At 70.5% G+C, this 24,653-nt stretch carries 32 protein-coding genes; 17 read left to right on the top strand and 15 right to left on the bottom strand.

Annotated features, from left to right (window positions below; translation table 11 throughout):
* Positions 1-24 precede the first annotated feature (24 nt).
* Positions 25-1,614, top strand: a complete 1,590-nt coding sequence (locus tag JKJ07_RS47490; protein ID WP_203078497.1) for a phytoene desaturase family protein — start codon at positions 25-27, stop codon at positions 1,612-1,614.
* On the opposite strand, the gene JKJ07_RS47495 is transcribed toward JKJ07_RS47490, so the two are convergent.
* Positions 1,583-1,825, bottom strand: a complete 243-nt coding sequence (locus JKJ07_RS47495; RefSeq protein WP_203078498.1) for a hypothetical protein — start codon at positions 1,823-1,825, stop codon at positions 1,583-1,585. The genes JKJ07_RS47490 and JKJ07_RS47495 overlap by 32 nt on opposite strands.
* A 1-nt stretch (position 1,826) precedes the next feature.
* Positions 1,827-2,048: a hypothetical protein gene (locus tag JKJ07_RS47500; protein WP_203078499.1), complete on the bottom strand. Its 222-nt coding sequence runs from the start codon at positions 2,046-2,048 to the stop codon at positions 1,827-1,829.
* A 256-nt stretch (positions 2,049-2,304) separates the two neighbouring features.
* On the opposite strand from JKJ07_RS47500, the gene JKJ07_RS47505 reads away from it, so the two are divergent.
* The gene (locus JKJ07_RS47505; RefSeq protein ID WP_236031458.1) at positions 2,305-2,547 is read left to right on the top strand and encodes a hypothetical protein; all 243 of its coding nucleotides are present in this window, start codon (positions 2,305-2,307) and stop codon (positions 2,545-2,547) included.
* A gap of 39 nt (positions 2,548-2,586) precedes the next feature.
* Positions 2,587-3,462, top strand: coding sequence for a helix-turn-helix domain-containing protein (locus JKJ07_RS47510; RefSeq protein WP_203078500.1), 876 nt, complete (start codon positions 2,587-2,589; stop codon positions 3,460-3,462).
* A 16-nt stretch (positions 3,463-3,478) separates the two neighbouring features.
* Here JKJ07_RS47510 and JKJ07_RS47515 read toward each other — a convergent pair whose 3' ends face one another.
* Positions 3,479-3,943, bottom strand: coding sequence for an SRPBCC family protein (locus JKJ07_RS47515; RefSeq protein ID WP_203078501.1), 465 nt, complete (start codon positions 3,941-3,943; stop codon positions 3,479-3,481).
* Between the two features lie 108 nt (positions 3,944-4,051).
* Between JKJ07_RS47515 and JKJ07_RS47520 the strand changes: the two genes are divergently transcribed.
* The 5 genes from JKJ07_RS47520 to JKJ07_RS47540 all read left to right on the top strand — a co-directional run bounded on the left by JKJ07_RS47520 (position 4,052) and on the right by JKJ07_RS47540 (position 8,854).
* Entirely contained in the window at positions 4,052-5,245 is a 1,194-nt protein-coding gene (locus JKJ07_RS47520; RefSeq protein WP_203078502.1) for a glycosyltransferase, read from the top strand.
* Between the two features lie 81 nt (positions 5,246-5,326).
* Positions 5,327-6,229: an ABC transporter ATP-binding protein gene (locus tag JKJ07_RS47525; RefSeq protein WP_203078503.1), complete on the top strand. Its 903-nt coding sequence runs from the start codon at positions 5,327-5,329 to the stop codon at positions 6,227-6,229.
* A 5-nt stretch (positions 6,230-6,234) separates the two neighbouring features.
* On the top strand, positions 6,235-6,975 hold the full coding sequence (locus JKJ07_RS47530) for an ABC transporter permease (RefSeq protein ID WP_203078504.1): 741 nt from the start codon (positions 6,235-6,237) through the stop codon (positions 6,973-6,975).
* A gap of 11 nt (positions 6,976-6,986) precedes the next feature.
* The gene (locus JKJ07_RS47535; protein WP_236031459.1) at positions 6,987-8,237 is read left to right on the top strand and encodes a sensor histidine kinase; all 1,251 of its coding nucleotides are present in this window, start codon (positions 6,987-6,989) and stop codon (positions 8,235-8,237) included.
* The gene (locus tag JKJ07_RS47540) at positions 8,234-8,854 is read left to right on the top strand and encodes a response regulator (protein ID WP_203078505.1); all 621 of its coding nucleotides are present in this window, start codon (positions 8,234-8,236) and stop codon (positions 8,852-8,854) included. Before JKJ07_RS47535 ends, JKJ07_RS47540 begins: the two co-directional genes overlap by 4 nt.
* Here JKJ07_RS47540 and JKJ07_RS47545 read toward each other — a convergent pair.
* The 9 genes from JKJ07_RS47545 to JKJ07_RS51475 form a co-directional block, all read right to left on the bottom strand.
* The gene (locus tag JKJ07_RS47545) at positions 8,851-9,261 is read right to left on the bottom strand and encodes a VOC family protein (RefSeq protein WP_203078506.1); all 411 of its coding nucleotides are present in this window, start codon (positions 9,259-9,261) and stop codon (positions 8,851-8,853) included. The two genes, JKJ07_RS47540 and JKJ07_RS47545, sit on opposite strands and share 4 nt — an antisense overlap.
* The gene (locus JKJ07_RS47550) at positions 9,254-10,087 is read right to left on the bottom strand and encodes a helix-turn-helix transcriptional regulator (RefSeq protein ID WP_203078507.1); all 834 of its coding nucleotides are present in this window, start codon (positions 10,085-10,087) and stop codon (positions 9,254-9,256) included. Before JKJ07_RS47550 ends, JKJ07_RS47545 begins: the two co-directional genes overlap by 8 nt.
* Positions 10,088-10,121: 34 nt before the next feature.
* Positions 10,122-10,934 (bottom strand): alpha/beta hydrolase, encoded by an 813-nt coding sequence (locus tag JKJ07_RS47555; RefSeq protein WP_203078508.1) that lies wholly within the window; start codon positions 10,932-10,934, stop codon positions 10,122-10,124.
* A 60-nt stretch (positions 10,935-10,994) separates the two neighbouring features.
* A complete protein-coding gene (locus JKJ07_RS47560; protein ID WP_203078509.1) occupies positions 10,995-11,498 on the bottom strand; it encodes a hypothetical protein in 504 nt (167 codons plus the stop codon).
* Between the two features lie 38 nt (positions 11,499-11,536).
* Positions 11,537-12,505, bottom strand: coding sequence for a nucleotidyltransferase domain-containing protein (locus JKJ07_RS47565; RefSeq protein ID WP_203078510.1), 969 nt, complete (start codon positions 12,503-12,505; stop codon positions 11,537-11,539).
* A gap of 97 nt (positions 12,506-12,602) precedes the next feature.
* Positions 12,603-13,394: a hypothetical protein gene (locus JKJ07_RS47570; protein WP_203078511.1), complete on the bottom strand. Its 792-nt coding sequence runs from the start codon at positions 13,392-13,394 to the stop codon at positions 12,603-12,605.
* Between the two features lie 29 nt (positions 13,395-13,423).
* Positions 13,424-15,061, bottom strand: a complete 1,638-nt coding sequence (locus JKJ07_RS47575; RefSeq protein WP_203078512.1) for a RecQ family ATP-dependent DNA helicase — start codon at positions 15,059-15,061, stop codon at positions 13,424-13,426.
* Positions 15,062-15,101: 40 nt separating this feature from the next.
* A complete protein-coding gene (locus JKJ07_RS47580) occupies positions 15,102-16,052 on the bottom strand; it encodes a TIGR03557 family F420-dependent LLM class oxidoreductase (RefSeq protein ID WP_203078513.1) in 951 nt (316 codons plus the stop codon).
* A gap of 16 nt (positions 16,053-16,068) precedes the next feature.
* Positions 16,069-16,200: a hypothetical protein gene (locus tag JKJ07_RS51475; protein ID WP_260416701.1), complete on the bottom strand. Its 132-nt coding sequence runs from the start codon at positions 16,198-16,200 to the stop codon at positions 16,069-16,071.
* Between the two features lie 144 nt (positions 16,201-16,344).
* On the opposite strand from JKJ07_RS51475, the gene JKJ07_RS47585 reads away from it, so the two are divergent.
* Complete coding sequence (locus tag JKJ07_RS47585; protein ID WP_203078514.1) at positions 16,345-17,904, top strand: glycoside hydrolase family 3 protein; 1,560 nt, start codon at positions 16,345-16,347, stop codon at positions 17,902-17,904.
* 51 nt (positions 17,905-17,955) lie between these two features.
* On the opposite strand, the gene JKJ07_RS47590 is transcribed toward JKJ07_RS47585, so the two are convergent.
* Entirely contained in the window at positions 17,956-18,240 is a 285-nt protein-coding gene (locus JKJ07_RS47590; RefSeq protein WP_203078515.1) for a GNAT family N-acetyltransferase, read from the bottom strand.
* A gap of 38 nt (positions 18,241-18,278) precedes the next feature.
* Here JKJ07_RS47590 and JKJ07_RS47595 point away from each other — a divergent pair, with 38 nt between their 5' ends.
* From JKJ07_RS47595 to JKJ07_RS47625, 7 genes are all read left to right on the top strand, one after another.
* On the top strand, positions 18,279-18,608 hold the full coding sequence (locus JKJ07_RS47595) for a hypothetical protein (RefSeq protein ID WP_203078516.1): 330 nt from the start codon (positions 18,279-18,281) through the stop codon (positions 18,606-18,608).
* 68 nt (positions 18,609-18,676) lie between these two features.
* A complete protein-coding gene (locus JKJ07_RS47600; RefSeq protein WP_203078517.1) occupies positions 18,677-19,498 on the top strand; it encodes a DUF1206 domain-containing protein in 822 nt (273 codons plus the stop codon).
* A 98-nt stretch (positions 19,499-19,596) separates the two neighbouring features.
* Complete coding sequence (locus JKJ07_RS47605) at positions 19,597-20,766, top strand: mechanosensitive ion channel family protein (RefSeq protein WP_203078518.1); 1,170 nt, start codon at positions 19,597-19,599, stop codon at positions 20,764-20,766.
* A gap of 80 nt (positions 20,767-20,846) precedes the next feature.
* Positions 20,847-21,278: a phage holin family protein gene (locus JKJ07_RS47610; RefSeq protein WP_203078519.1), complete on the top strand. Its 432-nt coding sequence runs from the start codon at positions 20,847-20,849 to the stop codon at positions 21,276-21,278.
* Entirely contained in the window at positions 21,275-21,691 is a 417-nt protein-coding gene (locus tag JKJ07_RS47615; protein WP_203078520.1) for a DUF3618 domain-containing protein, read from the top strand. The genes JKJ07_RS47610 and JKJ07_RS47615 overlap by 4 nt, the downstream gene beginning before the upstream one ends.
* A complete protein-coding gene (locus JKJ07_RS47620; RefSeq protein ID WP_184956266.1) occupies positions 21,688-21,960 on the top strand; it encodes a DUF4235 domain-containing protein in 273 nt (90 codons plus the stop codon). Before JKJ07_RS47615 ends, JKJ07_RS47620 begins: the two co-directional genes overlap by 4 nt.
* A gap of 309 nt (positions 21,961-22,269) precedes the next feature.
* Positions 22,270-22,473, top strand: a complete 204-nt coding sequence (locus JKJ07_RS47625) for a cold-shock protein (protein ID WP_011905669.1) — start codon at positions 22,270-22,272, stop codon at positions 22,471-22,473.
* A gap of 107 nt (positions 22,474-22,580) precedes the next feature.
* Here JKJ07_RS47625 and JKJ07_RS47630 read toward each other — a convergent pair whose 3' ends face one another.
* Both JKJ07_RS47630 and JKJ07_RS47635 read right to left on the bottom strand, forming a co-directional pair.
* Positions 22,581-22,832, bottom strand: coding sequence for a hypothetical protein (locus JKJ07_RS47630; protein ID WP_203078521.1), 252 nt, complete (start codon positions 22,830-22,832; stop codon positions 22,581-22,583).
* Positions 22,826-23,818: an aldo/keto reductase gene (locus JKJ07_RS47635; protein ID WP_203078522.1), complete on the bottom strand. Its 993-nt coding sequence runs from the start codon at positions 23,816-23,818 to the stop codon at positions 22,826-22,828. The genes JKJ07_RS47630 and JKJ07_RS47635 overlap by 7 nt, the downstream gene beginning before the upstream one ends.
* A 69-nt stretch (positions 23,819-23,887) precedes the next feature.
* On the opposite strand from JKJ07_RS47635, the gene JKJ07_RS47640 reads away from it, so the two are divergent.
* A complete protein-coding gene (locus tag JKJ07_RS47640; protein WP_203078541.1) occupies positions 23,888-24,646 on the top strand; it encodes a trans-aconitate 2-methyltransferase in 759 nt (252 codons plus the stop codon).
* Positions 24,647-24,653: the final 7 nt, after the last annotated feature.

A 24,653-nucleotide genomic window follows, 5' to 3' on the forward strand; every position in this document is an offset into this window, starting at 1 on the left:
CAGCGACAAACGCGGGGGACTTTCATGGAGAGCGCGGACGCGATCGTCATCGGCGCCGGGCACAACGGCCTGGTCGCGGCCAACCTGCTCGCCGACGCCGGATGGTCGGTCCTCGTGCTCGAGGCGACCCCGCATCCGGGCGGGGCGGTCCGGTCGGGCTACGTGACCGCACCCGGCTACCTCAGTGATCTTTTCAGCTCGTTCTATCCCCTCGGGTACGCCTCGCCGGTGCTGAAGGGCCTGGATCTGGGCGACCACGGGCTGAGCTGGACGCACGCCCCCGAGGTGCTGACCCACCTCATGCCGGACGGGCGGGCGGCCACGCTGAGCCGCGACATCTCGCGCACGATGGAGTCGCTCGACCGGTTCGCCCCCGGCGACGGCGAGAGCTGGCAGGAGACGTACGCGGAATGGCGCTCGGTCTCCCGGACGATGCTGGACACCATCCTGACGCCGTTCCCGCCGGTCCGCGGTGGCCTGGGGGTGGCCCGCCGGCTGGGCGCGCCCCGCTCGCTCCGGCTGGCCCGCCGGCTGCTGCTGTCGGTGCGCGAGATGGGCACCGAGATGTTCCGCGGCGAGGGCGCGACCATGCTGATGGCCGGCTGCGCCCTGCACACCGACCTCTCACCCGAAGAGGCCGGCGGCGGCGTGTACGGGTGGCTGCTCGCCATGCTGGGCCAGCAGTACGGCTGGCCGGTGCCCGTGGGTGGCGCCCAGAAGATCACCGACGCCCTCGTCTCGCGGCTCGAGCAGCGCGGCGGCCGGATCCGCTACGAGACCCCGGTCTCCCAGGTCCTGATCGCGCGGGGCAAGGCGATGGGCGTCCGTTCCGCCGGTGGCGAGGCTTTCCGGGCATATCGCGCGGTGGTGGCCGACGTCCCGGCCCCGTCGATGTATCTCGACCTGGTCGGCGAGCGCTGGCTCCCGCCGCGGATGATCGAGGACCTGGCCCGCTTCCGCTGGGACGGCGCCACGGTCAAGGTCGACTGGGCCGTCCGCACAAAGATGCCCTGGAAGAACCCGGCCGCGGCGGGCGCGGGCACGGTCCACCTGGGCGCCGACCTCGACGGCCTGACCCGGTACGCGTCCCACCTGGCCACCGACTCGCTGCCGCCCGACCCGTTCCTGCTGCTGGGCCAGATGACCACGGCCGACCCGACGCACTCACCAGAGGGCACGGAGTCGCTCTGGGCGTACACCCACCTGCCGCACCGCAAGCACTGGGACCCCGACGAGATCGCGGCCCACGTCGAACGCATGGAGTCGGTGATCGAGGACCAGGCCCCCGGCTTCCGCCAGGAGGTCATCGGCCGCAACGTCTTCTCCCCGGCCGACATGGAACGCGAAAACCCGTCCCTGGTCGGCGGCGCCCTGGGCGGCGGCACAGCGGCGGCCTTCCAGCAACTCTTCCTGCGCCCGATCCCCGGCCTGGGCCGCGCCGACACCCCGGTCGACCGCCTCTTCATGGCCAGCTCCTCGGCCCACCCCGGCGGCGGCGTCCACGGTGCCCCGGGCGCCAACGCGGCCCGAGCCGCCCTGGCCCGCAACCGAACCGTCCTCGGCGACGCCTACCGCGGCCTGATCAACGCGGGCCACCGCGTCGTCTACGGCTGAGCCGCCGAGCTTCTACCGCGACCCGCAGGGCGGGCCACAGCCGCAGCCGGCGCGAGCTGTCGGTGGCGGCCAGCACCGCCGCGAGCGCCGGCCGCTCCTCGGGCGGGACGAATGTGAGCACGACCAGCAGCGGTATGACGGCGGCAAGCAATTCGACACAGATGCATAGGACAGTCACTCCGGCCACGATGGCAAAGATCGTGTACTCCATGTCAGCGCCCGCTCAGGAGGGCAGCGGCCAGAAGAAGAAGCGCGGTGGTCAGGCAGAGGAAGACGGCCAGGGCGGCGGCCGCCGCGCGGATCAGGGGTCCGATGGGCTGCACCAGGCGCTTCACCTGATCAACCGCGACGACCAGGCACAATCCGGCAAGGGCGAGGTAGAGCGCGCCATTCAGCGCCAAAGATCCGGAATGGTTTTGGAGTGTTTGTGACACGTCAGCCTCCTCGTCCGGGGGGTCGTGGGAGGCGGGGTTGCCGCTCCCTCATTCGTCAGGGTCGCGGCATCTGTACCATGACCGCCAGCGCATATGCATCTGGCGCGAATAACGGACACTACCGGCCTAATCGGCTACCTGGCAGATTGACAGGTGACCGAGCGCTACCTGGCTACGTGCTTACTATCCGTCGGCATGCACCTTGGTGGGTCAGATGCATTGTGAATACGATCTATCCCATCGTGCATGAGACAGGATGCAAAAGCTGATGAGCGAAATCGACACCGAAGTCGACGCGCCGGGGTTGCGGCTGACCGAGCTGGCCGCCTCGTGCTCCGGCGGAAGCTGCCCTACGGTCTATCTCTCTGGAAAGGGCACGATCGTGGTCCAGGGGTACGCCGTCGACGGGGCAGCGGCCGGAATCGATTTGCCGTCCGGGGAACTGCTTGTCGAGATCCCGGCCGATCTGCTGGCGGCGGCGGTGCGGAACCAGTCCTGAGTCTGGACGCCGGAGGGCCACACCGAAAGGGGGCCGGTCGTGACCGATGAGCAGTCGATCAGGAACGGTGACGCGGCGCCGGCCCCGGTCGGCGTGGTCCTCCACCAGTTGCGCATCGAGGCCGGACTGACCGGCGCGGAGCTCGGCCGGATGGTCGAGATGAGCCAGTCCAAGATTTCGCGGATCGAAACGGGTTCGACGCCGGTGGCGCCGGAGGATGCCGGTCGCCTGGCACGGGCGTTGGGCGCTCCGGCGGATGTGGTGGCTCGGTTGGTCGAGAGTGCCGAGGCGACTCAGAATCGGCTGACCGACATGCGTTCGGCCGCGGGTTCGGTCACGGCCTCCCAGCGATCGGTGGCCCGGATGGAAGCCGGGGTCCGGGAGTTCCGGGTCTTTCAGCCGGCTGTCGTCGTGGGACTCGCTCAGACCAGCGATTACGCTCGTGCCGTTCTTGTCGCTGCTCACGAGGTGCGTAAGGCGGCGATTCCGGAGGCCGACAACGTCGTCATTCCGGAAGCTCTGTCAGCGCGAGTGCGGCGGCAGGAAGTTCTCGATGATCCGGACCGTCGTTTCTTCTTCCTGCTGACCGAATCGGTGCTGGCCAGCGCTGTGGTCGCACCCGAATTCATGCTTGCTCAGATCAAGCGGCTGCGGCAGTTGGCGGTCCAGCCGAACGTCACGTTGCGGATCATTCCGGCGGCCGCGCCGTGGACGATCGCGCAGCTGCACGGCTTCGAGTTGCTCGACAGCAAGTGCGTGGTCATCGACGTCTACAACAGCTCGATCATCACCACCGGAGCGCAGGACATAGCCCTCTACCGGCATGCGTTCGACCGGCTCGACGAGAGCGCCACCTCCGACATCGATCCAATTCTGGACAAATACCGTCGGCACTACCGCAACCTGCTCGACTAGCGAACCAGGAGTCTGCCTACGACTGGCTGGCTCGGGCGATCAGGCGGTCGGCGTAGTTCTCGGCCAGGTCGGCCAGGCGGCGCAACGCCTCGACGTTGCGTTGGTGCAGGACGAGGTCGTTGATCTTGTTGCGGGCGGCCAGCAGCGGCCCGCGCTCGAACTGCTCGCTCATCGTCACGCGGGTGCCGGCGCCGGCGGGCTCGAGGCGGATGTCGACCACCGCCTCGCCCAGCGGCCACAGCCCGGCCCGCAGGCGCAGGTGCCGCCCGGGCTCCATGGCCAGGACGGTCGACGAGTCGTGCAGGGAGAGCGGCCACGGGCCGGCCTTGTGGTGCAACTCCGCACCGACCTGCGGCCAGTGTTGATCGACGTCGCGGATGTGGGCGGTTCCGACCACCCAGTCGCTGTAGGTCCACCCGTCCGCGAGCACGGCGAAGACGCTGTCCGGCGGGGCTTGAACGGTACGCTGCACAGTAGCCACGACCAGGACATACCCTGCGAAGAGACAGCGTAACGGATAGGCCGAGGTTTACGGATTCGGCGGTCGGGCACATGCCACCGCGAAACGCAGCCAGCTGGAGGGGACCACGTGCGCATTGCCATGATTTCCGAGCACGCCAGCCCCCTGGGCGACGGCGGGCAGCACGAACACGTCGCCGGCCTCTCCGCGGCGCTGGCCGAGCTGGGCAACGACGTCTGTGTCTACACCCGGCGCGACGACCCGGCGGTGGCCGAGGTGGTCACCACCCCGGGCGGCATCCGGGTCGTGCACGTTCCGGCCGGTCCGCCCCATTTTCTCCCGCCTGACCTGCTGCTGCCGCACATGGGTGAGTTCGCCAAGTGGCTCGAGCAGCATTGGCGTACGGGGCATTGGGTCCCCGAGGTCGCCCACGCCCACTTCTGGACCAGCGGGCTCGCCGCGGTCACGGCCGCCCGCCAGATCGGCATCCCCGTCGTGCAGTCGTTCCACCAGCTCGGCGAGGTCGAGGCCGGCAACAGCAAACCTTCCCGTACGGGGTATGAGCGCGCCCTGGGCCGGGCGGTCGACCGCGTGGTCGCGCAGACGCAGGACGAGGTGCAGGGCCTGGTCCGCCTGGGTGTGCCCCGCGCGCAGCTGACCGTCGTGCCCTCGGGTGTCGACAGCATCCGATTCACCCCGGAGGGCCCGGCGGTCGAGCGTGACCCCGAGCGCCCCCGCATCCTCTCCGTCGGCCGGCTGGTCGAACGCAAGGGCTTCGGCGACGTCCTCGAGGCCATGCGGTACGTGCCGACCGCCGAGGTGGTCGTGGTCGGTGGCCCCGCGGCCGATCAGCTGACCGCCGACCCGAACGCCCGCAAGCTGCGCGCGCTCGCCGAGAGGCTGCAGGTCGCCGACCGGTTCCGGCTGGTCGGGGCGGTGCCGGCCAAGGACATGCCGCGCTGGTATCGCTCGGCCGACCTGCTGGTCGCGGCGGGCTGGCAGGAGCAGTTCGAGCCGTCCGCGCTCGAGGCGATGGCCTGCGGCGTGCCGGTGATCGGCACGGCGGTCGGCGGCCTGACCGAGACCGTGGTCGACGGGCTGACCGGCGATCTGGTGCCGGCCCGCGACCCGCGCGCGCTCGGCGGGGCCCTGCGGCGGCTGGTCAACGACAAGGTCCGGCGTTTCGCGTACGCCACGGCGGCGCTCGACCGGGCCCGGCAGGCGTATTCGTGGAAGCGTGTCGCGGCTCAGGTGGGCTCGGTCTATCAGGCCGTCACGGGCCGCCGGGCCGGCGTGAGCACCGAAGAGGCCGTGGCGTCCTAATCCGGCATCCACCAGTTGGTGGATGCCCGGTCGAGCGAGCTGTTCGATTTTTTCGAGCGGCCGTGCTGTGACGCTCGATGCATGGCAGTCATCGAGGTCCAGAACCTGCGCAAGACGTACGGGGACACGGTCGCGGTGCGGGACGTCTCGTTCACTGTGGAGCCCGGCGAGATCTTCGGCATCCTCGGTCCGAACGGCGCCGGGAAGACCACCACGGTCGAGAGCGTCTCCGGGCTCCGGGCGGCCGACTCGGGCACGATCCGCGTGCTCGGCCGGGAGCCCCGCGACAAGTCCCTGCGCCGCGACGTCGGCGTCCAGCTGCAGGAGAGCCAGCTTCCGGACAAGCTCACCGTCCGTGAGGCGCTCGACCTGTACGCGTCCTTCTATCCGGAGCCGGCCGACTGGCGCGCGCTGACCCGCGAGCTCGGCCTGACCGAGAAGCTCAAGACCCCGTACGGGAAGCTCTCGGGTGGCCAGAAGCAGCGGCTCTCCATCGCGCTCGCGCTCATCGGGGGGCCGCAGATCGCGATCCTGGACGAGCTGACCACCGGGCTCGACCCGCAAGCCCGCCGCGACACGTGGGATCTGATCGAGTCGGTGCGCGCCAGCGGCGTCACGATCGTGCTGGTCACCCACTTCATGGAGGAGGCCGAGCGGCTCTGCGACCGGCTCGCGGTGATCGACCACGGCCGGGTCGTCGCGCTCGACACCCCGGCCGGCCTGGTCGCGGGGCTCGGCGCCGAACAGCGGATCCGCTTCCGGCCGTCCGCCCCGGTCGCCGACGAGCTGCTGACCGCGCTGCCCGAGGTGCACGAGGTGCGCCGCCACGGCCCGCAGCTCGAGGTCGTCGGTCGCGGCAACCTGCTGCACGCCGTCACTTCGGTGCTGGCCGTCAACGAGATCATCGCCGCCGACCTGCGGATCGAGCAGGCCAGCCTGGACGACGCGTTCGTGCAGCTGACCGGCCGCTCGACGAAGGAGTGAACCCGATGCGCGTCTTCACCAAGCTCACCCTGACCGAGATCAAGCTCTTCCTGCGCGAGCCGATGGCCGCCTTCTTCGTATTGTTCTTCCCGACCCTGCTCGTGATCATCCTGGGCAGCATCCCCGACTTCCGGAAGCCGTCGGACGACCTCGGCGGCGCCCGTGGCATCGACCTTTACGTCGGCATCGCGGTCATCCTGACCCTGGCCATGGCGGCCATCCAGGTCACCCCGGCCGTGCTCGCCCTCTATCGGGAGCGGGGCGTGCTGCGCCGGCTCGCCACCACGCCGGTGTCGCCGCTGACGATGCTGAGCGCCCAGCTGGCCTCGAACGGGCTGGCCGCGATCGTGTCGACCGCGCTGGTGCTCGTCGTCGGCCGGGTCGTCTTCGACGTGCCGCTGGCCGACAACGTCGCCGGTTTCGTCCTCGCCTTCCTGCTGACCGCGGCCGGCACGCTGGCGATCGGCCTGTTCGTCGCCGCGATCGCCCCGAGCGGCAAGGCCGGCAACGCGATCGGGACGCTGCTGTTCTTCCCGCTGATGTTCTTCGCCGGGCTGTGGCTGCCACGCGAGGCGATGCCCGGCGTGCTGCAGCGGATCGCCGACTTCACGCCGCTGGGCGCGGGGGAGCGGGCCCTGAGCGACGCCATGACGGGCAGCTGGCCCAACATGCTGTCGGCTACGGTTCTGGTGGGATACCTGGCCGTGTTCGGGTTCGCCGCGGTCCGGTTGTTCCGCTGGTCGTGACGGGGGTGCAGATGACGGAGCCGGACCGCACCGAGCGGATCATGGCGCGGTTGCCCTACATCGCGCTCGGCGCCTCGGTGATCCTGGTGGTGGCCGGGGGCACGGTCGGCGTGCCCCATCAGGGCTGGCTGATCGTCTGCGGGGCCTCCGTCGTCACCCTCTGCTGGCTCATCTGGTGGGTCACCCTGCACCCCTCATGGGAGCAGGACGAACGCAAGATGATCGTCTTCTTCCTGGGCCTGGTCACGCTGATCTACGTGCTCATCTGGGCCAGCCCGCTGTTCGGGTTCTTCGCGTGGAGCGGATACATCCTGGCCACGTACGGGCTCAAGAGCTGGCGGCGGCAGGCGGGGGCCACGCTGATCGCGATCGCCTCGGCCGTCTCCCAGATCGGCGGCGTCGACAATCTCGACGAACCGGGCATCCTTCCCGTGCTGCTCGTGGTGCTGGCGATCAACATCGGCATCGCCAACGTGATGATCTGGGTGACCATGTGGACCCACGAGCAGGGGCTCAAGCGGGCCCGCATGATCGAGGATCTGGCCGAGGCGAACGCCAAGCTCGCCGCGGCGCTCAAGGAGAACGCCGGCCTGCACGCCCAGCTGCTGGCCCAGGCCCGCGAGGCCGGCGTGCTCGACGAGCGGCAGCGGATGGCCGGCGAGATCCACGACGTGCTGGCCCAGGGCCTGACCGGCATCGTGACCCAGCTCGAGGCGACCGGCGCCGCCGCCGACCGGCCCGACGACTGGTGGCGGCACCTCGGCAACGCCAAGAGCCTGGCCCGCGACAGCCTGACCGAGGCGCGCCGATCCGTGCAGGCGCTACGCCCGCAAAACCTGGACGGCGCCGCGCTGCCCGACGCGATCGGCGACCTCGTGACCGACTGGTCGCGGGTGCACGAGGTGGCCGCGGAACTGGTCACCACGGGGACGCCCCGCACGCTCGTGCCTGAGATCGAGGCGACCCTCCTGCGTACGGCTCAGGAAGCTCTGGCCAATGTCGCCCGGCATGCCGACGCGGGACGGGTCGGGCTCACGCTGTCCTACATGGAGGATGTGGTCACGCTGGACGTCCGCGACGACGGGCACGGCTTCGACCCGCGGGCGCCGCGCGAGCTCTCCGAGACCGGCGGCTTCGGGCTGGCCGGGATGCGCGAACGGCTGGCCCGGATAGCCGGCAGCCTCGAGGTCGAGTCGGAACCGGGCGCCGGCACCGCGCTCTCGGCCTGCGTGCCGGCCATCCCGATCGGGGCCGCCGCGTGATCGGGCTGCTCATCGTCGACGACCACCCGGTGGTGCGCGACGGGCTGCGCGGCATGTTCATCGGCGACGACCGCTTCGAGGTGCTGGGCGAGGCCGGCGACGGCACCGAGGCGCTGGCCCTGCTGCCCGCGGTCGACCCCGACGTCGTGCTGATGGACCTGCGCATGCCCGGCATGGACGGCGTGACCGCGATCAAGGAGCTGCGCAAGCGGGGCTCGCGGGCCCGGGTGCTGGTGCTCACCACGTACGACACCGACGCCGACGTGCTCCCCGCGATCAAGGCGGGCGCCACCGGCTACCTGCTCAAGGACGCGTCGCGGCAGGAACTGTTCCGCGCGGTCGAGGCGGCCCACCGGGGCGAGTCGGTGCTCTCCCCGGCGATCGCCGGCCGGCTGATGGGCACCCTTCGTTCCCCCGCGACGAAGGAGCCCCTCAGCCAGCGCGAGCTCGAGGTGCTGGCGCTGATCGCGCGGGGCAACTCGAACAAGGAAGCGGCGAGCCGCCTGTTCATCAGCGAGGCCACGGTCAAGACCCACCTGCTGCACGCGTACGCGAAACTGGGCGTCCGCGACCGTGCGGCGGCCGTCGCCGTGGCCTTCGAGCGCGGCCTGCTCTAGACGGGCGCGCCCCGATAGGTGCCGAAGCTCCACAGGTTGCCCTCGGGGTCGCGGGCGATGAAGTCGCGCGAGCCGTAATCCGTGTCGTACGGCGGTTTGACGATCTCGGCGCCCGCCTTGGCCGCCCGCTCGTGCAGCGCGTCGATGTCGTCGGCCACCACGTAACAGCCGAACGTGCCCGGCTCGAGTGCCCACTTGTCGTCGTCACCGCGGCCGCTCGCCGAGCCCAGCATGATGCCGCCGCCGAGCGGCCCGGCCAGCTGCGCGTGGTCGACCCGGTCGCCGTCGCCGTAGGAGACCACCTCGGCGAAGCCGAACGCGTCGACGAGGAACCGGATCAGGGCGCGGGCGTCGGTGGCCCGCAGCGTCGGCCACACTTGCGGGGCCGGAGTCTTCGAGTCAGTCATGCGACCCATCGTGCGCGGGCTCGAGCTGCAGCGCTTGAACAAAATCGAACTGGTCGGCCAGCCACTCCGACGGGGTGCACCCGGCCAGCGACCGGAACTCGCGGACCAGATGCGACTGGTCGGCGAACCCGTACGCGGCGGCCACCTCGGCGATCGGCCGCCCCGGGCGCAGCGCCCGCCGGGCCCGGTCGAACCGCGCCACGCGGGCCGCCTCCTTGGGCCGCAGCCCCGTCTCGGCCCGGAACCGGTCGGTCAGGTGATGGCCGCTCCACCCGACCTCGGCGGCCACCGTGCGGACCGGGACGTTGCCGAGGATGCGGCCCCACGCGTACGTGATCTCGGGTCTGATCGACGTCTGCCGGCTGCGCGCGGTGAGCCACTCGTCGAGCAGCGCGAACCGGCTCGCCCAGTCCGGTGCCGCCGAGAGTCGCTCGCGGATCCGCGCGACCGCCGGCTCGCCCAGCAGCGCCGAGGCGTCGACGTCGAGGCCGGCCAGCTCGCCCGCGGGCAGCCCCAGCAGCGCCCGGCAGCCCAGCGGCCACAGCGCCACTTGCAGCCCCGACTGCCGCCCGTCGTGCGTGATCACCGCGGGCGAGAGATGCAGCCCGCCGATCAGGGCGTCGTACCGGCCCGGACGCTGGCGCGGGTCGGGGTGCGACTCCATCACCAGCGGGTCGTCAAGGGTCAGGATCATCGTGAGGCAGGGCGAGGGCAGGCCCAGATGCCGCATCGGCGGGAGACCCTGCTGCCGATAACCGGAGTAGCCCGCGACGTACGGCTTGAGGGCGGCCGTGGGGCGGCCCTGCGCGTATTCGTCGACGACCATCGGCTTCTCCGTCCGTCCTCGCCCAGCCTACGGTTCACAGCGCCCGGAAGAACTCCCTGATGTCGGCGACCAGCAACTCCGGCTCCTCCAGGGCGGCGAAGTGCCCGCCCCGGCCCTCGACGTCGGTCCACCGCACGATCGTGTGCTCCCGCTCGGCGTACCGGCGGATGCCGACGTCGTGGGCGAAGTTGAGCACCGCGGTGGGCACGCCGGAGTTCGTGGCGTTCTCGCCGAACCCGGCGTGCTGGGCGTAGCCGACGTACGCCGCCGAACCGGCCGTCCCCGTGAGCCAATAGAACATCGCGTTGGTGAGCAGCACGTCGCGGTCGAGGATCCGGTCCGGCTCGGTGACGCGGGGGTACGTCCACTCGCGGAACTTGTCCATGATCCAGGCGAGCTGGCCGGCCGGGGAGTCGACCAGGCCGTACGCCAGGGTCTGCGGCCGCGTCGATTGGATCGCGATGTAGCCGAACTCCTCGGTCATGAACGCGCCGATCCGGTCCACGCGATCGCGCTCGGCGGGGGTCAGCGACGCGTACTCGTCGTCGCTCAGCGGCAAATCCGGCATCGGGCCGGGGTCGCCGTTGACGTGCACCCCGGCCACCCGCCCGGGCGCGACCCGGGCCACCTCGGGGGCCACCGACGCGCCGATGTCGCCGCCGTGCGCGCCGTACCGGTCATAGCCGAGCCGCTGCATCAGAGTGTCCCAGGCCCGGGCGATCCGCGTGGTGTCCCAGCCGTCCCCGGGCAGCGGCGCCGGCCAGCGCGTCTCCGCGAGCCGGCGCCGCAGGTCATCGAGCTGCCGCTGCGGAACGTCGATCCGGAACTCCTCGATGTCTTCGCTCATGAGTCAATCGTCGTCCCGATAGTGGCCACTTCCCGGCCGCAATGAGATCCGGCCGCGGGGTCAGTCGGAGAGGGCCTTGGCCAGGTCGTCGCGGAAGGCGCGCTCGGTGTCGGTGACCGGCTCGCCGCCGATGCCCAGCACGCCACCGGTGGAGGCGGCGCCGACCACGCTCTCGGCGATCTCGACGAGCCAGTGCTTGTACGTCTCGGCGTCGGCCTGCTCGGCCTTGGCGACCAGCAGGGCGTTGGCCTCGGCGGCCCGGCCCAGCACGTCCTCGGCGTACGCGATGGGGTCGCTCGGCTCGATGACCGGCGGCTCCTCACCGATCTCGGGGTCGCCCACCCGCGACACGATCGCCCCGGCGACCGCCGCGACCAGGGTGCTGGCCGAGGCCCGCGCGTCCGAGATGACCTCGAGACCGGCCGCCGTCTCGGCCCGGGTCTTGCGGGGGCTGTCGGGGGTGGCGGCACTGGCGGCGGTGAGGACCGACTGGGGCAGGCCGACGAGCAGCCCCCACTCGGAGTCGGTGAAGCCCAGCATCGAGTACAGCGGATCGTCGCTCACGGTGAATCCTCACGTTCGGTGAAACCTCGTCGGGCCTCTTATACCCCACCGGCCAGCTCATCGATCACATGTCGAAGGTCTTCGAGGTGCGCGGCGAGATCGGGGTCGGGGGTCCCCGTCCAAGGTCCGTCCAGGTCGGGGCGGTGCCGGCTGACGTGCACCAGGTACGCCGCCACCTGGTCACGGGCGTTCTGAGCGGCGGTGACGGGCTCGCCGATCGCCTGCCGGGCCTGCCAGCAGAGCGTGATGCGCTCCCGCAGCCACAGCGGCGCGATCTCGGCCCGGCGGCTCGCGGCAGGCACGTCGGCCCCGGCCAGCACGGCGAGGCGGTCGGCCAGCTCACGGTGACCGTGCTTGTCGGCCATCCGCTCGAACCGGGTCCACTCCCGGCCCATCGACCCGAGCCGCTCACCCCAGCCCTCCAGCACCATCATCCGAACCGCCCGCGCCGACTCCCGTAAGTGCAGAGTCGCGGCGGCCGGATCGGTCGACTTCTGGGCCGTGTCCGCGGCGGTCAGGGCCTGGCGGCGCCACTCCGCGATGCGAGCGGTGACGACCGACGGGTGGAAGCGGGCCGACGTGAGCCAGTTCGCGAAGCCGGCCGTCAGCTCCTCGGACGGGTCGGAAGGGCGGCTCCCGTACGCCTTGTCGATACCGTGGAACCACTTGCGGTCCTCGGCGATCGTGCCCGCCAGCGCCTCGGGCCCGGCGGTCATGGCCGAGCGGATCTCGTCGGTCGTGAAGGACAGCCAGGACAGGTCGAGGCTTTGCGCCAGGCCGGAACCGGCCCACCAGTCGACCATTTCGAGCTGCCCCTGGCGTACGGGGAGGTCGGCCTCGGGGTCGTCGTAGACCGGGAGCAGATCGATGTCGGACAGCGGCCACGGTTCGCCGCGGCCCAGGCTGCCGCCGATCAGGAAACCGCGCACGCCGGGCACGCGGCCGAGCACGGTGATCGCCTCGTGCAACCGGTCTTCCTTCAGCTCCCGCCACCGCTCACTGTGCACGGCCGAAGCCTAGTCAGCGGCCGGCCGGTACTGCTCCGCCCGTTGTCGATCAGCCTGCAACGCCTGGCCGACCGGGTCACCGTGACGGCCACATAGGTCAGTCGGGCTCGAAGGACGTCACGCCGTCGGGGTGCTCGGCCAGCGTCGCGCCGTCGACCGCCCGTACGGTGATGTGGGTCAGCAGCGGAGTGACGTCCGGCGCTTGATAGCCCGGTGACACGAGCATCGTGCCGCCCTCAGGCAGGCATATCCCCAGCCGCTTCGGGGAGCCCTCGGGCGGATAGACCGCGCGTTCGGGCCGGCCCGGTCCACAAGGGAAGTCGTTGGTGCCGTTGAGCAGTTGGACGTCGAGCCACGTGCCGCCGGGCGCCGTCAGCTTCAGGGTCACGCTGTAGTGCCCGGCCCACACGGCGCTCAGCCGATATCCGGGGATCTCCGGCACGTAGAGCGGCACGCCGACCGCCTCGAACTTCTGCGCCCGCCACCGATCCTGCAGTCCCCACACCGCCAGCCCCGCCACGACGACGGTGACAGCGACGGCAGCCACCGCGTGCCGGCGCCCGAGCGACAGGTGGATCGCGAAGGCGGCCGCGCCGAGCACCAGGCCGGCCTCGATCCGGTTGCGTTCCAGACCGAGCACCAGCGGGGCGATCGCCGCCGGCAGGAACAGCAGCGGAACGAGCACATGCGTACGGGGCCAGGAGCCGAAGGTGCGGATCACCGCGATGATCCCGGCCGTCCCGATCGCCGCCAGCAGGGCCGCGCCCAGCCCGATGGCCGGGTCGAGGTCGCCGTGGTCGCGCACCTGATAGCCGGCCAGGGCGGACAGCACCAGGCCGAGCGCCACCGTGGTGACGGCCCCGCAGACCAGCCCGCTGATCGGCCGCATCAGCCGATAGTGCCCGGCCCCGGCAAGGCTCAGGCGTCGGTCAGCAGCTTGTTCTCCTTGACGACGGGCACCGAGAGCGTCTTGTAGCCCACCTCGTCGAAGAGCACCGTCATCCGGTCCTCCTCGTAGCCCATCACCGTGCCCGGGCCCCATTCGCCGTGGCGGACCTTGGCGTGCACGGGGAACGGCTCGTCGGAGGTGGCGGTCTCGACCTCCTCGGCGGTGCCCTCGGCGCAGTTGTCGCAGTGGCCGCACGGCTTGGCCAGCTCCTCGCCAAAATACGCCAGCAGGGTCTGGGTGCGGCAGGCACGGGTCTCGGCGAAGCCGCGCATCATGTCGGTGCGCGAGCGCGACACCACCTGCTGCCGCTCGTGCTCCTTGACCGCGAGAGCCGCGGCGGCGGCCGGCAGCGGCGCGAAGACCGGCACCGTCAGCTTGTTGGCCCGCCCGCTGGCCGCCGCGCCGACCTGTTCCAGCAGGCCCAGGTACGCCCCGAGCTTGCGTGGCCCGAGCCCGGTGGCCTCCTTGAGCTCGGTCTTGGTCTGCGGGCCCTTGCGCAGCGCCGCCGCCAGTTCGCGCAGTTCGACCTCGTCGGGGGCGCCCCCGGTGAAGAACCGCTGGATGGCCTCGTCCTCGGCCCGCCACAGCAGCAGGGCCTGGGCCGGCTCGCCGTCGCGGCCGGAGCGGCCGATCTCCTGGAAGTAGCTGTCCGGCGAGTCGGGCAGGGCCACGTGGGCGACCCAGCGGATGTTCGGCTTGTCGATGCCCATGCCGAACGCCGACGTGGCGACCATGATGTCGATCTTGTCGGCCGTGAAGTCCTCGTGCTTCTGCTCGCGTTCCTTGCCGGCCATGCCGCCGTGATAGAACTCGGCCGGATAGCCCGCCTCGGTGAGCTTGGCCGCCAGTTCCTCGGCCGTACGCCGGGTCGCGACATAGATGATGCCCGCGCCGGGCGCCGAGTCGAGCAGGGCGGTCAGCTTGCGCCAGCGGTAGTTCTCGTCGGGGCAGTACGCCACTTCGAGGAACAGGTTGCGCCGGTCGAGCCCGTGCACGTGGATCTCGGGCTTGTCCAGGTGCAGCCGCTCGATGATGTCGTCGCGCACCGGCGGCGAGGCCGTGGCCGTCAGGGCCAGCACGGGCGGGCGGCCGATCCCCTTGATCAGGTCGCCCAGGGCCAGGAACTCGGGCCGGAAGTCGTGTCCCCAGGCCGAGATGCAGTGCGCCTCGTCCACTGCCACCAGGCCCGGCTTGAGCGCCTTCACCTCGGCCATCCGCTCGGGATCGCTGAGCTGCTCGGGCGTGATGAAGAGGAACTCGGCGCGGCCCTCGGCGAGCTCGCGGATCGCCTCGCGCTGCTGGGCCGGCGTCTCGGCCGAGCTGACCCGGACGGCCCGGATCTTGGGATCGTCGCGCTCGTTGAGGGCGGCGATCTGGTCCTGCTGCAGGGCGAGCAGCGGCGAGATCACCACGGTGGGCCCGGGCAGCAGCACCGCCGGGATCTGATAGATCGCCGACTTGCCGGCGCCGGTCGGCAGCACCACCAGCGCGTCGCGGCGGCGCAGCACGGCCCGCATCGGCTTGAACTGGCCGGGGCGCAGCGAGGGCCACCCGAAGTGCTGGCGGGCGACCTTGCGGAGTCGGGGTCCGTAGACGGGAAGCTTCATCGAGCGGCCATTGTGCCCCACCGGCATGTCAGGCAAACGCTTACGAGAGCTTGGGGAGGATCTCTTGGGCGTACAGGTCGAACAGGCCCGCGTAGTGCGGCCCGGTGTTCGCCACGTACACCTCGTCGAAGCCCGCCTGGCGGTACTTGTCGATCATCTCGAGGTGGCCCGCCGGGTCGCTGCCGCAGACGAACGCCTCGCGCACCATGTCCTCGGTGACCAGCTGGGACGCCTGCTCGAAGTGCTTGGGCGAGGGCAGCACCTGGGAGAGCTCGCCGGGCACGCCCGCGTTCGGCCATTTCTCGTACGCGATCCGGGCGCCCTCGTCCTCGGTGGCCGCGAACGCCGCCTTGAACCCGGCCTGGGCGATCTTGGAGCCGCCGCCGTTCTCGCGGAAGCGTGACACCAGCTCGCCGTCGGGCATCGTGCTGACGTAGCCGTCGCCGAGCCGCGCCGCCGTGTCGACCGCCTTGGGCCCGAACCCGGAGATGTAGATCTCGACGGGCTGGTCGGGCAGCGTGTAGATCCGCGCGTTCTCGACCGTGTAGTGCTTGCCGTGGTGCGAATACACGTCGCCCTTCCATAGCCCACGCATCACCTCGACGGCCTCTTCGAGCATTTCCAGCCGTACGTCCAACTCGGGCCAGGCGTCGCCGAAGATGTGCTCGTTGAGCGCCTCGCCGGTGCCGATCCCGAGCCGGAACCTGCCCCCGGTCAGCACCGCGCTGGTCGCCGCGGCCTGAGCGATCACCGCCGGGTGGATCCGGACCGTCGGGCAGGTGACCGCCGTGGTGATCGGCAGCGACGTCGCCTGGCTGAGCGCCCCGATCATCGACCACACGAACGGGCTGTTGCCCTGGGCGTCGACCCACGGGTGGTAGTGGTCCGAGATCCACAGGGCGGAGAAGCCGGCCTTTTCCGCGGCGCGAGCCTGCTCGAGCAGTTCCGCGGGGCCGTACTCCTCGCAGGAGAGGAAGTATCCGATGCGCATATGCGCCGGTGTACCCCTATTTCTTGCCACCGAACATGCGGCGTATGGCCCAGATCAGGATGAGGAACGCCAAAGCCACGCCCAGCAGGCGGACGGCGTGCACCTCGGACCAGTCGACACCGGACGCGGCAAGCGTGGAGGGGGTCACCCGCGCATGGTATCGGTCCCTTTTACCCACAGCTAATAGAAAGGTTTGTTGACTGAAACACGCTCGGGGTGTGACCATTGGTCGGCACAACGGGGGGTGTGCTCTCACGAGCGCGCTTAAACGTCACCGGAGGTACGGGGGCCTATGCCGAACCATGGCGAATTGCCGGAACTGGCCGCGACGGTGCTGCAGCCGGGATTCGCCGGCACCACCGCGCCCGACTGGGTCCGGCGGTGGCTGGGTGAGGGTCTCGGCGGGGTCGCGCTGTTCGCCCGCAACGTCGAGTCGCCCGCGCAGGTCGCGGCGCTGACCGCGCAGCTGCGGGCCGAGCGCCCCGACGTGCTGGTGGCGATCGACGAGGAGGCCGGCGACGTCACCCGGTTCGAGTCGCGGCACGGCAGCTCGCGGCCCGGCAACCTGGCCCTCGGGGCGATCGACGACGTGCTGCTGACCGAGGAGGTCGCCCGCGATCTGGGCGCCGACCTGGCTAACGCGGGCATCACGCTCGACTACGCGCCCGACGCCGACGTCAACAGCAACGCGGCCAACCCCGTGATCGGCGTACGGGCCTTCGGGGCCGAGCCGCACCTGGTGGCCCGTCACTCGGCCGCCTTCGTACGGGGTCTGCAGTCGGCCGGCGTCGCCGCCTGCGCCAAGCACTTCCCGGGGCACGGCGACACCAGCGTCGACTCGCACCACGACGTGCCGCTGATCGACCGCGACCGGGCCCAGCTGGCCGAGTGCGAGCTCGTGCCGTTCCGGGCCGCGATCGAGGCCGGCGTCCAGGTGGTGATGACCGGGCATCTGCTCGTCCCGGCCTACGACGCCGAGCTGCCGGCCACCCTCAGCCACAAGATCATGACCGGGCTGCTGCGCGAGGAGCTCGGCTTCGACGGCCTGATCGTCACCGACGGCATCGAGATGCAGGCCGTACGCCGGCGCTACGGGCTGGCCGGGGCGGCCGTGAAGGCGCTCGCGGCCGGCGTCGACGCGATCTGCGTGGGCGGCGACCACGCCGACGAGCAGACCGCCGCCATGCTGCGCGACGCGATCGTGGCCGCCGTGCGCTCGGGCGAGCTCGCCGAGGAGCGGCTGCGCGCGGCCGCGGCCCGGGTCAACCTGCTGGGCGCGTGGGCCACCTCGACCCAGACCGCCACCGGTTCCCGCGCGGTCGCCGACGCGGGCCGCGAGGTCGCCGTGCTGACCCGCACCGACACCGTCGGCTACGCCGCCGCCCGCCGCGCCGTCCGGGTCACCACGACCGCGGAGGCCACGCTGCCGGTCACCGCGCCGCCGCACGTGGTCGAGTTCGCCCCGCCGCGCAACATCGCGATCGGGGCCGAGACCCCGTGGGGCGTGGGCACGCCGCTCGACGAGCTGCTGCCCGGCACCACCGCCGTCCGCCTGACCGAGGACGACCTCGGCGCCGAGCCCGCCGCCACGGTGCTCGACGGCGCCGCCGGCCGCCCGCTGGTGCTGGTGGTGCGCGACGTGCACCGGCACGCCTGGCTGGCCGCCGCGCTGACCGCCGTGCTGGCCCAGCGGCCGGACGCGATCGTGGTCGAGATGGGCGTGCCCGAGACGGTGACCGGGGCCGTGCACATCGCGACCTTCGGCGCCACCCGCGCCTGCGGCCTGGCCGCGGCCGAGCTGATCGCGGGCACCCGGGTGCCCACGCCGGCCCCGCAGCCGCTGGCGGCGTAACGAGCACGGTTGCCGGCGGTCAGGGCGGGGGGCTCGACCGCCGGCAACCGGTCAGTCCTCGATGATGTCGTCGTATTCGGGGTGCTCGGCCACGTATTTCGCGAAGAACGGGCACGCCGGATAGACCCGTGCGCCCCGCGTCCGCAGCTCGTCGAGCGTGCGCTGCGCCAGCACGTTGGCCAGGCCCTGCCCGCGGAACCGGCGGTCGATCTCGCTGTGGGTCACGACGGTGATGCCGTCGCGGACGCGGTAGACGGCCATGCCGCCCAGTTCCCCGTCGACGGTCAGCTCGAAGCGGTGCTCTGCCGGGTTGTCGCGCACATCGACGTCGCTCATCGGCCCAGCTTAGGGTCGCGCGGGCCCCGTACGCTGGAGTGGTGTTGAAACCCACCCCCCGTCTCGCCGCCCTTCTGAGCTCGGCCGCCCTCGGCCTCGCGCTCCTCGCCGGTTGCAGCAGCGACAACGTCAGCTGCGGCCTCGACCAGTGCACCGTCTCGATCGACCGGGAAACGAACGCCAGCGCGAGCTTCCTGGGGGTGGAGGCCAAGTTTGTCAGCGCCGACGCCAACACCGTCACCCTCGACGTGGCCGGTGAGCAGATCAGCCTGACCAAGGGCCAGCAGGCCATCGAGGTGGCCGGCCTGCAGGTGTCGCTCGACAGCGTGACCCAGGACCAGATCGGCCTGCAGGTCTCGCGCAACTAGCGCCTTACCACGTGCCGACGTGCCCGTCCCGGGTTTGAAAAAATCCGGGACGGGTCAATGTGGCTGCCATGACCGCCGCCTCGAATGTGAAAGGCACCGCATCGCGGGCCGCCAACAGCAAGCCGCTCGAACTTCTGGCTCGAGGTGGCTTCATCGGATACGGCATCATCCACCTGATCTTCGCGTGGATCGCCCTGCAGGTGGCGTTCCAGGGCTCGTCGCAGGAGAGCGACCAGTCCGGGGCGCTGCAGACCCTGGCCGGCAACGGCCTCGGCAAGACGTTGCTCGTCATCATCGCCGTCGGCATGATCGCCATGGCCATCTGGCAGGGCTTCGAGGCCGCCATCGGCGAGAGCGGCGAGCAGAACAACTCCGCCAAGGCCGAGCGGGTGCTCTCCGTGGCCCGCGCGATCCTCTACCTCTACCTGGCCTACTACGCCATCAAGATCCTGCAGGGCTCGAACGCCTCGATGGGCGACACCTCGCAGAGCAAGACCTCGAGCATCATGGACAACACCGGCGGCCGCTGGCTGATCGGGTTCGTCGGTCTCGTGGTGATCGGCGTGGGCGTCGGGATGGCCGTCTACGGCTTCAAGAAGAAGTTCACGAAGCACTTGAAGACCGAGGAGATGCCGGCCGGCACCCGGCAGCCCATCATCCGGCTCGGCATGGCCGGCTACATGGCCAAGGGCACCGCGTACGCCATCGCCGGCCTGCTGGTCGTGCTGGCCGCTGTGAACTACGACCCCGAGAAGGCCCGCGGCCTCGACGCCGCGCTGAAGACCCTGGCCGGTTACTCCTGGGGCGTGTGGCTGCTCGCGGTGATCGCGGTCGGCATCGCGGCCTTCGGCGTCTACTGCATCGCACAGGCCAAGTACCGGAAAGTGTGAGCTAGCACCGATCTTCTTGCGGGAAAGTTGCGGGTATCGGCGACCTGGGCAAGCTGGGTCGCTGGTACCCGCACCTTTTTCCTGCGAAGGAGAGATTAGTGCCCAGCACTGTGAAGGCCGTGCTCGTCGTCGTCGCCGCGACCGGGGCGGCGATACTGGCGGTGACGGTCCTGCACTGGCTTCTGAGCCGGCTCGGCCGCAGGTCGAAACTCGCCGCCGACCTGGCGCAGACGGCGCACCGGCCGTTCCTGGCGACCATGATCCTGTTTGCCCTGCAGCAGGCGTTGCGGGTCGTGACCGACGATTTCGCGGGCCGCGAGGGCATCCTGCACGCGCTGGTGATCCTCTTCATCGCCGCGTTCGCCTGGCTGATCGCGGCGTTCCTGCTCGCGCTGGAGGACGCGGCGCTGGCCCACTGGCGCACCGACGTGCCCGACAACCTGCGCCGCCGCCGCTTCAAGACCCAGATCGTGATGCTCCGCCGGATCACCGTGGCCACGATAGTGGTGCTCACCCTGGGCGTCGTGCTGATGACGTTCCCGGGCATCAGGGCCCTCGGCGCCAGCGTGCTCGCCTCGGCCGGCATCGTCAGCGTCATCGCCGCCCTGGCCGCGCAGAGCACGCTGGGCAACGTCTTCGCCGGCCTGCAGCTGGCCTTCAGCGACGCCGTACGGGTCGATGACGTGGTGGTCGTCGAGGGGGAGTGGGGCCGCATCGAGGAGATGACGCTGACCTACGTGGCGGTGCAGATCTGGGACGACCGGCGGCTGCTGATGCCGACCTCGTACTTCACCACCAAGCCGTTCCAGAACTGGACCCGCTCGTCCTCCGCCGTGCTCGGCACCGCCGAGGTCGACGTCGACTGGTCGACCGAGATCGAGCCGCTGCGCGCGGAGCTGCGGGCCACCTGCGAGGGCTCGGAACTGTGGGACGGCCGCGTCTGCGTGCTGCAGGTGACCGAGGCCGTGGGCGGCATGGTGCGGCTGCGGGCCCTGGTCAGCGCCAACGACGCCCCCTCGCTGTGGGACCTGCGCTGTCTCGTGCGCGAGCGCCTGGTCACGTTCATCTGGGCCAACCAGCGCACCGCGCTGCCGCGCTTCCGGGCCGACATGGCCAACGTGACGCGGCCCGTGGCCGAGAGCCTGCGCCCGGCGCCGCGGCCCGACTCGGACGACGCCCGCGTCTTCTCGGGCGGTGAGGACGCCGACGAGCGTGCCGCGACCTTCGGCGGTCCCGACGAGCAGGTGCCGGTGCCCGCGAATCGGTGACGCGTTCTGGCAGGTTCTTCGCAGGAGGATTGACTCTCTGGTGATCAGGGCATACACCGGGACACGGAAGGGAGAACACCATGGCCGATGTCCTGAACGGTCGCACTGCCCCGGGCGCCGATCAGTCCACCGCCGAGCTGGTTCAGCGCGCGAGTGAGCAAGTCAGCCGGCTCGTTCGTGACGAGATCGCATTGGCCAAGGCCGAGCTCGCCGAGAAGGGCAAGCATGCCGGCATCGGCATCGGGCTCTTCGGCACCGGCGGCGTGCTGGCCATGTACGGAGTGGGCGCGCTCATCGCCACTCTGATCATCGTTTTCGATCTGTTCCTGCCGCTGTGGCTGGCGGCGCTGATCATCACGGTCGCGCTCTTCCTGGTGGCCGGCATTCTCGCCCTGGTCGGCAAGAAGCAGGTGACCAAGGCGGTTCCCCCGGAGCCCAAGGCCGCGATCGAGAGCGTCAAGGCCGACGTCGAAGAGGTCAAGCACGCGGTCAGGGAGCGGAGTCGCGGATGAGCGAGAACAACGGATCGGCGGCCCCCAAGCCGACGGTCGAGGAGCTGCGCGCGGAGATCAAGCAGACGCGCGCGGAGCTCGGCGAGACGGTTCAGGCCCTCGCCGCCAAGGCCGACGTCAAGGCCCGGGCCAAGGAGCAGGTCGAGCAGACCAAGCTGAAGGTCAAGGCGCAGGCCGCGGAGGCCACCGAGCGCGTACGCGGGGTGGCCGCGGCCGCCGCGGGAGCGGTCTCCGGAAAGGTTCACGAGGTGGCCGACCAGGCCACTGAGAAGGTCAACCAGAACAGCACGAGCGACCTTGCCGGCCAAGCGCGGGAACAGATACGGAACAGTCCGGTTCCGATTTCCCTCGTTTTCGCGGGCGCGGTCGCGATCGTGGGCATCATTCTGATCGTGCGAGGGAGTCGACGGTGAGCGGCAAGGTTTCGAAGCTGGCCTACAAGCCGGTCGGGTTGCTGCTCGGCATCGGTGCCGGCGCGGTGGCCGGGCTTGTTTTCAAGGAAGTCTGGAAACTCACCGCAGGTGACGACGATGCGCCCAACGCGACCGACGAGGATCGGGGCTGGGGCGAGATTCTCGCCGCGGCCGCTCTGCAAGGCGCCATCTTCGCACTCGTGAAGGCGGCCGTCGATCGAGGCGGCGCCGTTGGCGTACGGAAAATGACTGGTCAATGGCCTTCGTGAAGTTAGGTTAACAGTCGTTGGTCTCCCACATCGCGAGAGCGAAGTGGGGGACCTTTTCCATATCCGCGGTCGTTTATTCGATTCTCTCTAGGGGCAGCTTTGTGACCCGATTCTCGGGTACAGTGTGCCCAGTTTTTGCGTACGTGGTTCGCTGCTTCCGCCCGATGAAGGGAAGCCGGTCATCCACCGGGGCCTCGGAGTCGAGCGGATGGGACGTCCTCTGAAAGGCCGCCTCACGGCGCCGCTGCTCGAAAACGGTCATCGGCCCGGGGCATCGCGGGGCCGGCATTTTCAGAAGGAGAGTTCAGCATGGCGCAAGGAACCGTGAAGTGGTTCAACGCAGACAAGGGCTTCGGCTTCATCACCGTCGACGGCGGGGGTGCTGACGTGTTCGTCCACTTCTCGGCCATCCAGACGAGCGGTTACCGCACTCTGGAAGAGAACCAGCGGGTCGAGTTCGAGATCGCCCAGGGCCAGAAGGGCCCGCAGGCGGAGCAGGTTCGCCCGCTCTGAGAACCCCATGCCGGTCGCGAGACCGGCCGCCGATCGCCTGGCGGAGATCGGCTCTAGCGCAGAAACCCCCGCATCCTCGACGAGGATGCGGGGGTTTTGTCTTGGACCTAGGCCGCGGCCGCCTCGGCCCGTTTCGCGCGGGATCTCGTGCGCTCGCCCAGAATGATCAAAATCAGTCCGCCGAGGGAAACGATCGGACCGATGATCGACCATATGGTCACATCGCTCATCCGGCTGTCGGTGAGAATGTCGAAACCCTGCAGTGTCCACAGAGCACCCACCACCACGGCCAGCACGCCGAGGGCCATGGGAAGCCAGCCATTAAGCTTTTTGTGGGTCATTGCCGGTTCGTTCACCATTTGTCATGCACCTGCGGGCGAATGAGCTCGTCATAGACCTCGCGAACGCCCGTCTTCGCCGCATCGGTCAGCGGCTCCAGGCCGGCCACCGCGGCATTTCCGCGGGCCTGCTCGGGATTGCGGGCGCCGGGGATGACCACCGTGACGCCGGTCTGGTCGAGCACCCAGCGCAGCGCGAACTGGGCCATCGTGAGGGCCTCGGGCACCAGCGGCCGCAGCCGCCGGACGGCCTCGAGCCCGGTCTCGAAGGGCACGCCCGAGAAGGTCTCGCCGACGTCGAACGCCTCGCCGTGCCGGTTGAAGTTGCGGTGGTCGTCGGCCGCGAACGTGGTCTGCTCGTCGTAGCGGCCGGAGAGCAGGCCGCTGGCCAGGGGCACGCGCGCGATGATGCCCACGCCCGCCTCGGCCGCGGCCGGCAGCACCCGCTCGAGCGGCTTGAGCCGGAACGCGTTGAGGATGATCTGCACGCTCGCGGTGCCCGGGCGGGCGATCGCGGCCAGCGCCTCGTCGACCTTCTCGACGCTCACGCCGTACGAGCGGATGCGCTTCTCCTCGACGAGGGTGTCGAGCGCGTCGTAGACCGCGTCGGACGAGAAGACCGGGGTGGGCGGGCAGTGCAGCTGCACCAGGTCGAGCGTGTCGACGCCGAGGTTGGCCCGGGAGCGGTCGGTCCACGCGCGGAAGTTGTCGAGCGTGTAGTTGCCGGGCTCCTGCGCCATCCGGCGGCCCATCTTGGTGGCCACGGTGAGCTGAGGTTTCGATTCAGAAAGCTGAGTTTTGATGAAGGAGCCGATGATCTGCTCGCTGCGGCCGTCGCCGTAGACGTCGGCGGTGTCGATGAAGGTGACCCCGCCGTCCACCGCGGCCTGCAGGGTCGCGTGCGCGTCGGCCTCGCTCACGTCACCCCAGTCGGCACCGAGCTGCCAGGCGCCCAGTCCCACGACGCCGACCGAGCGGCCCAACCTGCCGAATTTACGATTCTCCACGGGATCGAACCCTACTCTTCCGATGTTATCGTGCTTGCAAGACGTACGTACGGTTTGGGAGGGATGATCATGTGGGATCCGGCCGTCTACCGGCGCTTCGGCACCGAGCGCTCGCGCCCGTTCTTCGATCTGGCCGCTCGCGTCGGCGCCGAGCGGCCACGTGCCGTCACCGACCTCGGCTGCGGCCCCGGCGAGCTCACCCTGACGCTGGCCGAGCGCTGGCCCGGGGCCCGCCTGACCGGCGTCGACTCCTCGCCCGAGATGATCGAGAAGGCGGTCGCGCACGGCGGCCCGGCCGAGTTCCGGGTCGGTGACGTGCGCGAGTGGCGGCCCGAGCCCGACGTCGACGTGCTGATCACCAACGCGACCCTGCAGTGGGTGCCCGAGCATCGCGATCTGCTCGCCCGCTGGGCCCGCGAGCTGACCCCCGGCGCGTGGCTGGCCATGCAGGTGCCGGGCAACTTCGGGGCGCCCTCGCACGTGCTGCTGCGCGAGGTCGGCCGGCGCTACGGCGTGAGCGACGTGCTGCGCGAGGCCCCGGTCGGCGAGCCGGCCGGCTACGCCGCCCTGCTGACGGAGGCCGGCGCCGACGTGGACGCGTGGGAGGCCACCTACCTGCACCTGCTGCCCGTTTCCGGCGAGCATCCCGTGCTGCGCTGGATGGAGGGCACGGCGTTGCGTCCCGTCAAGGCCGCCCTGGACGACAATGCTTGGCAGTCCTTCCGGACCGACCTGGCCCGGGAGCTGTCCGGCGCCTACCCGGCGACCGGCCCGTACGTCGCGTTCCCGTTCCGCCGCATCTTCGTGGTGGCCCGGACCGCCCGCTAGAAGGGAA

Source organism: Paractinoplanes lichenicola (assembly GCF_016785085.1).
Taxonomy (GTDB): domain Bacteria; phylum Actinomycetota; class Actinomycetes; order Mycobacteriales; family Micromonosporaceae; genus Actinoplanes; species Actinoplanes lichenicola.

Coding starts and splice junctions, on each gene's coding strand:
- JKJ07_RS47490 (WP_203078497.1), top strand. CDS start 25: ATGGAGAGCGCGGACGCGATCGTCATCGGCGCCGGGCACAACGGCCTG.
- JKJ07_RS47495 (WP_203078498.1), bottom strand. CDS start 1,825: ATGGAGTACACGATCTTTGCCATCGTGGCCGGAGTGACTGTCCTATGC.
- JKJ07_RS47505 (WP_236031458.1), top strand. CDS start 2,305: ATGCAAAAGCTGATGAGCGAAATCGACACCGAAGTCGACGCGCCGGGG.
- JKJ07_RS47525 (WP_203078503.1), top strand. CDS start 5,327: ATGGCAGTCATCGAGGTCCAGAACCTGCGCAAGACGTACGGGGACACG.
- JKJ07_RS47530 (WP_203078504.1), top strand. CDS start 6,235: ATGCGCGTCTTCACCAAGCTCACCCTGACCGAGATCAAGCTCTTCCTG.
- JKJ07_RS47535 (WP_236031459.1), top strand. CDS start 6,987: ATGACGGAGCCGGACCGCACCGAGCGGATCATGGCGCGGTTGCCCTAC.
- JKJ07_RS47545 (WP_203078506.1), bottom strand. CDS start 9,261: ATGACTGACTCGAAGACTCCGGCCCCGCAAGTGTGGCCGACGCTGCGG.
- JKJ07_RS47550 (WP_203078507.1), bottom strand. CDS start 10,087: ATGGTCGTCGACGAATACGCGCAGGGCCGCCCCACGGCCGCCCTCAAG.
- JKJ07_RS47555 (WP_203078508.1), bottom strand. CDS start 10,934: ATGAGCGAAGACATCGAGGAGTTCCGGATCGACGTTCCGCAGCGGCAG.
- JKJ07_RS47570 (WP_203078511.1), bottom strand. CDS start 13,394: ATGCGGCCGATCAGCGGGCTGGTCTGCGGGGCCGTCACCACGGTGGCG.
- JKJ07_RS47575 (WP_203078512.1), bottom strand. CDS start 15,061: ATGAAGCTTCCCGTCTACGGACCCCGACTCCGCAAGGTCGCCCGCCAG.
- JKJ07_RS47580 (WP_203078513.1), bottom strand. CDS start 16,052: ATGCGCATCGGATACTTCCTCTCCTGCGAGGAGTACGGCCCCGCGGAA.
- JKJ07_RS47585 (WP_203078514.1), top strand. CDS start 16,345: ATGCCGAACCATGGCGAATTGCCGGAACTGGCCGCGACGGTGCTGCAG.
- JKJ07_RS47590 (WP_203078515.1), bottom strand. CDS start 18,240: ATGAGCGACGTCGATGTGCGCGACAACCCGGCAGAGCACCGCTTCGAG.
- JKJ07_RS47600 (WP_203078517.1), top strand. CDS start 18,677: ATGACCGCCGCCTCGAATGTGAAAGGCACCGCATCGCGGGCCGCCAAC.
- JKJ07_RS47610 (WP_203078519.1), top strand. CDS start 20,847: ATGGCCGATGTCCTGAACGGTCGCACTGCCCCGGGCGCCGATCAGTCC.
- JKJ07_RS47615 (WP_203078520.1), top strand. CDS start 21,275: ATGAGCGAGAACAACGGATCGGCGGCCCCCAAGCCGACGGTCGAGGAG.
- JKJ07_RS47625 (WP_011905669.1), top strand. CDS start 22,270: ATGGCGCAAGGAACCGTGAAGTGGTTCAACGCAGACAAGGGCTTCGGC.
- JKJ07_RS47630 (WP_203078521.1), bottom strand. CDS start 22,832: ATGGTGAACGAACCGGCAATGACCCACAAAAAGCTTAATGGCTGGCTT.
- JKJ07_RS47640 (WP_203078541.1), top strand. CDS start 23,888: ATGTGGGATCCGGCCGTCTACCGGCGCTTCGGCACCGAGCGCTCGCGC.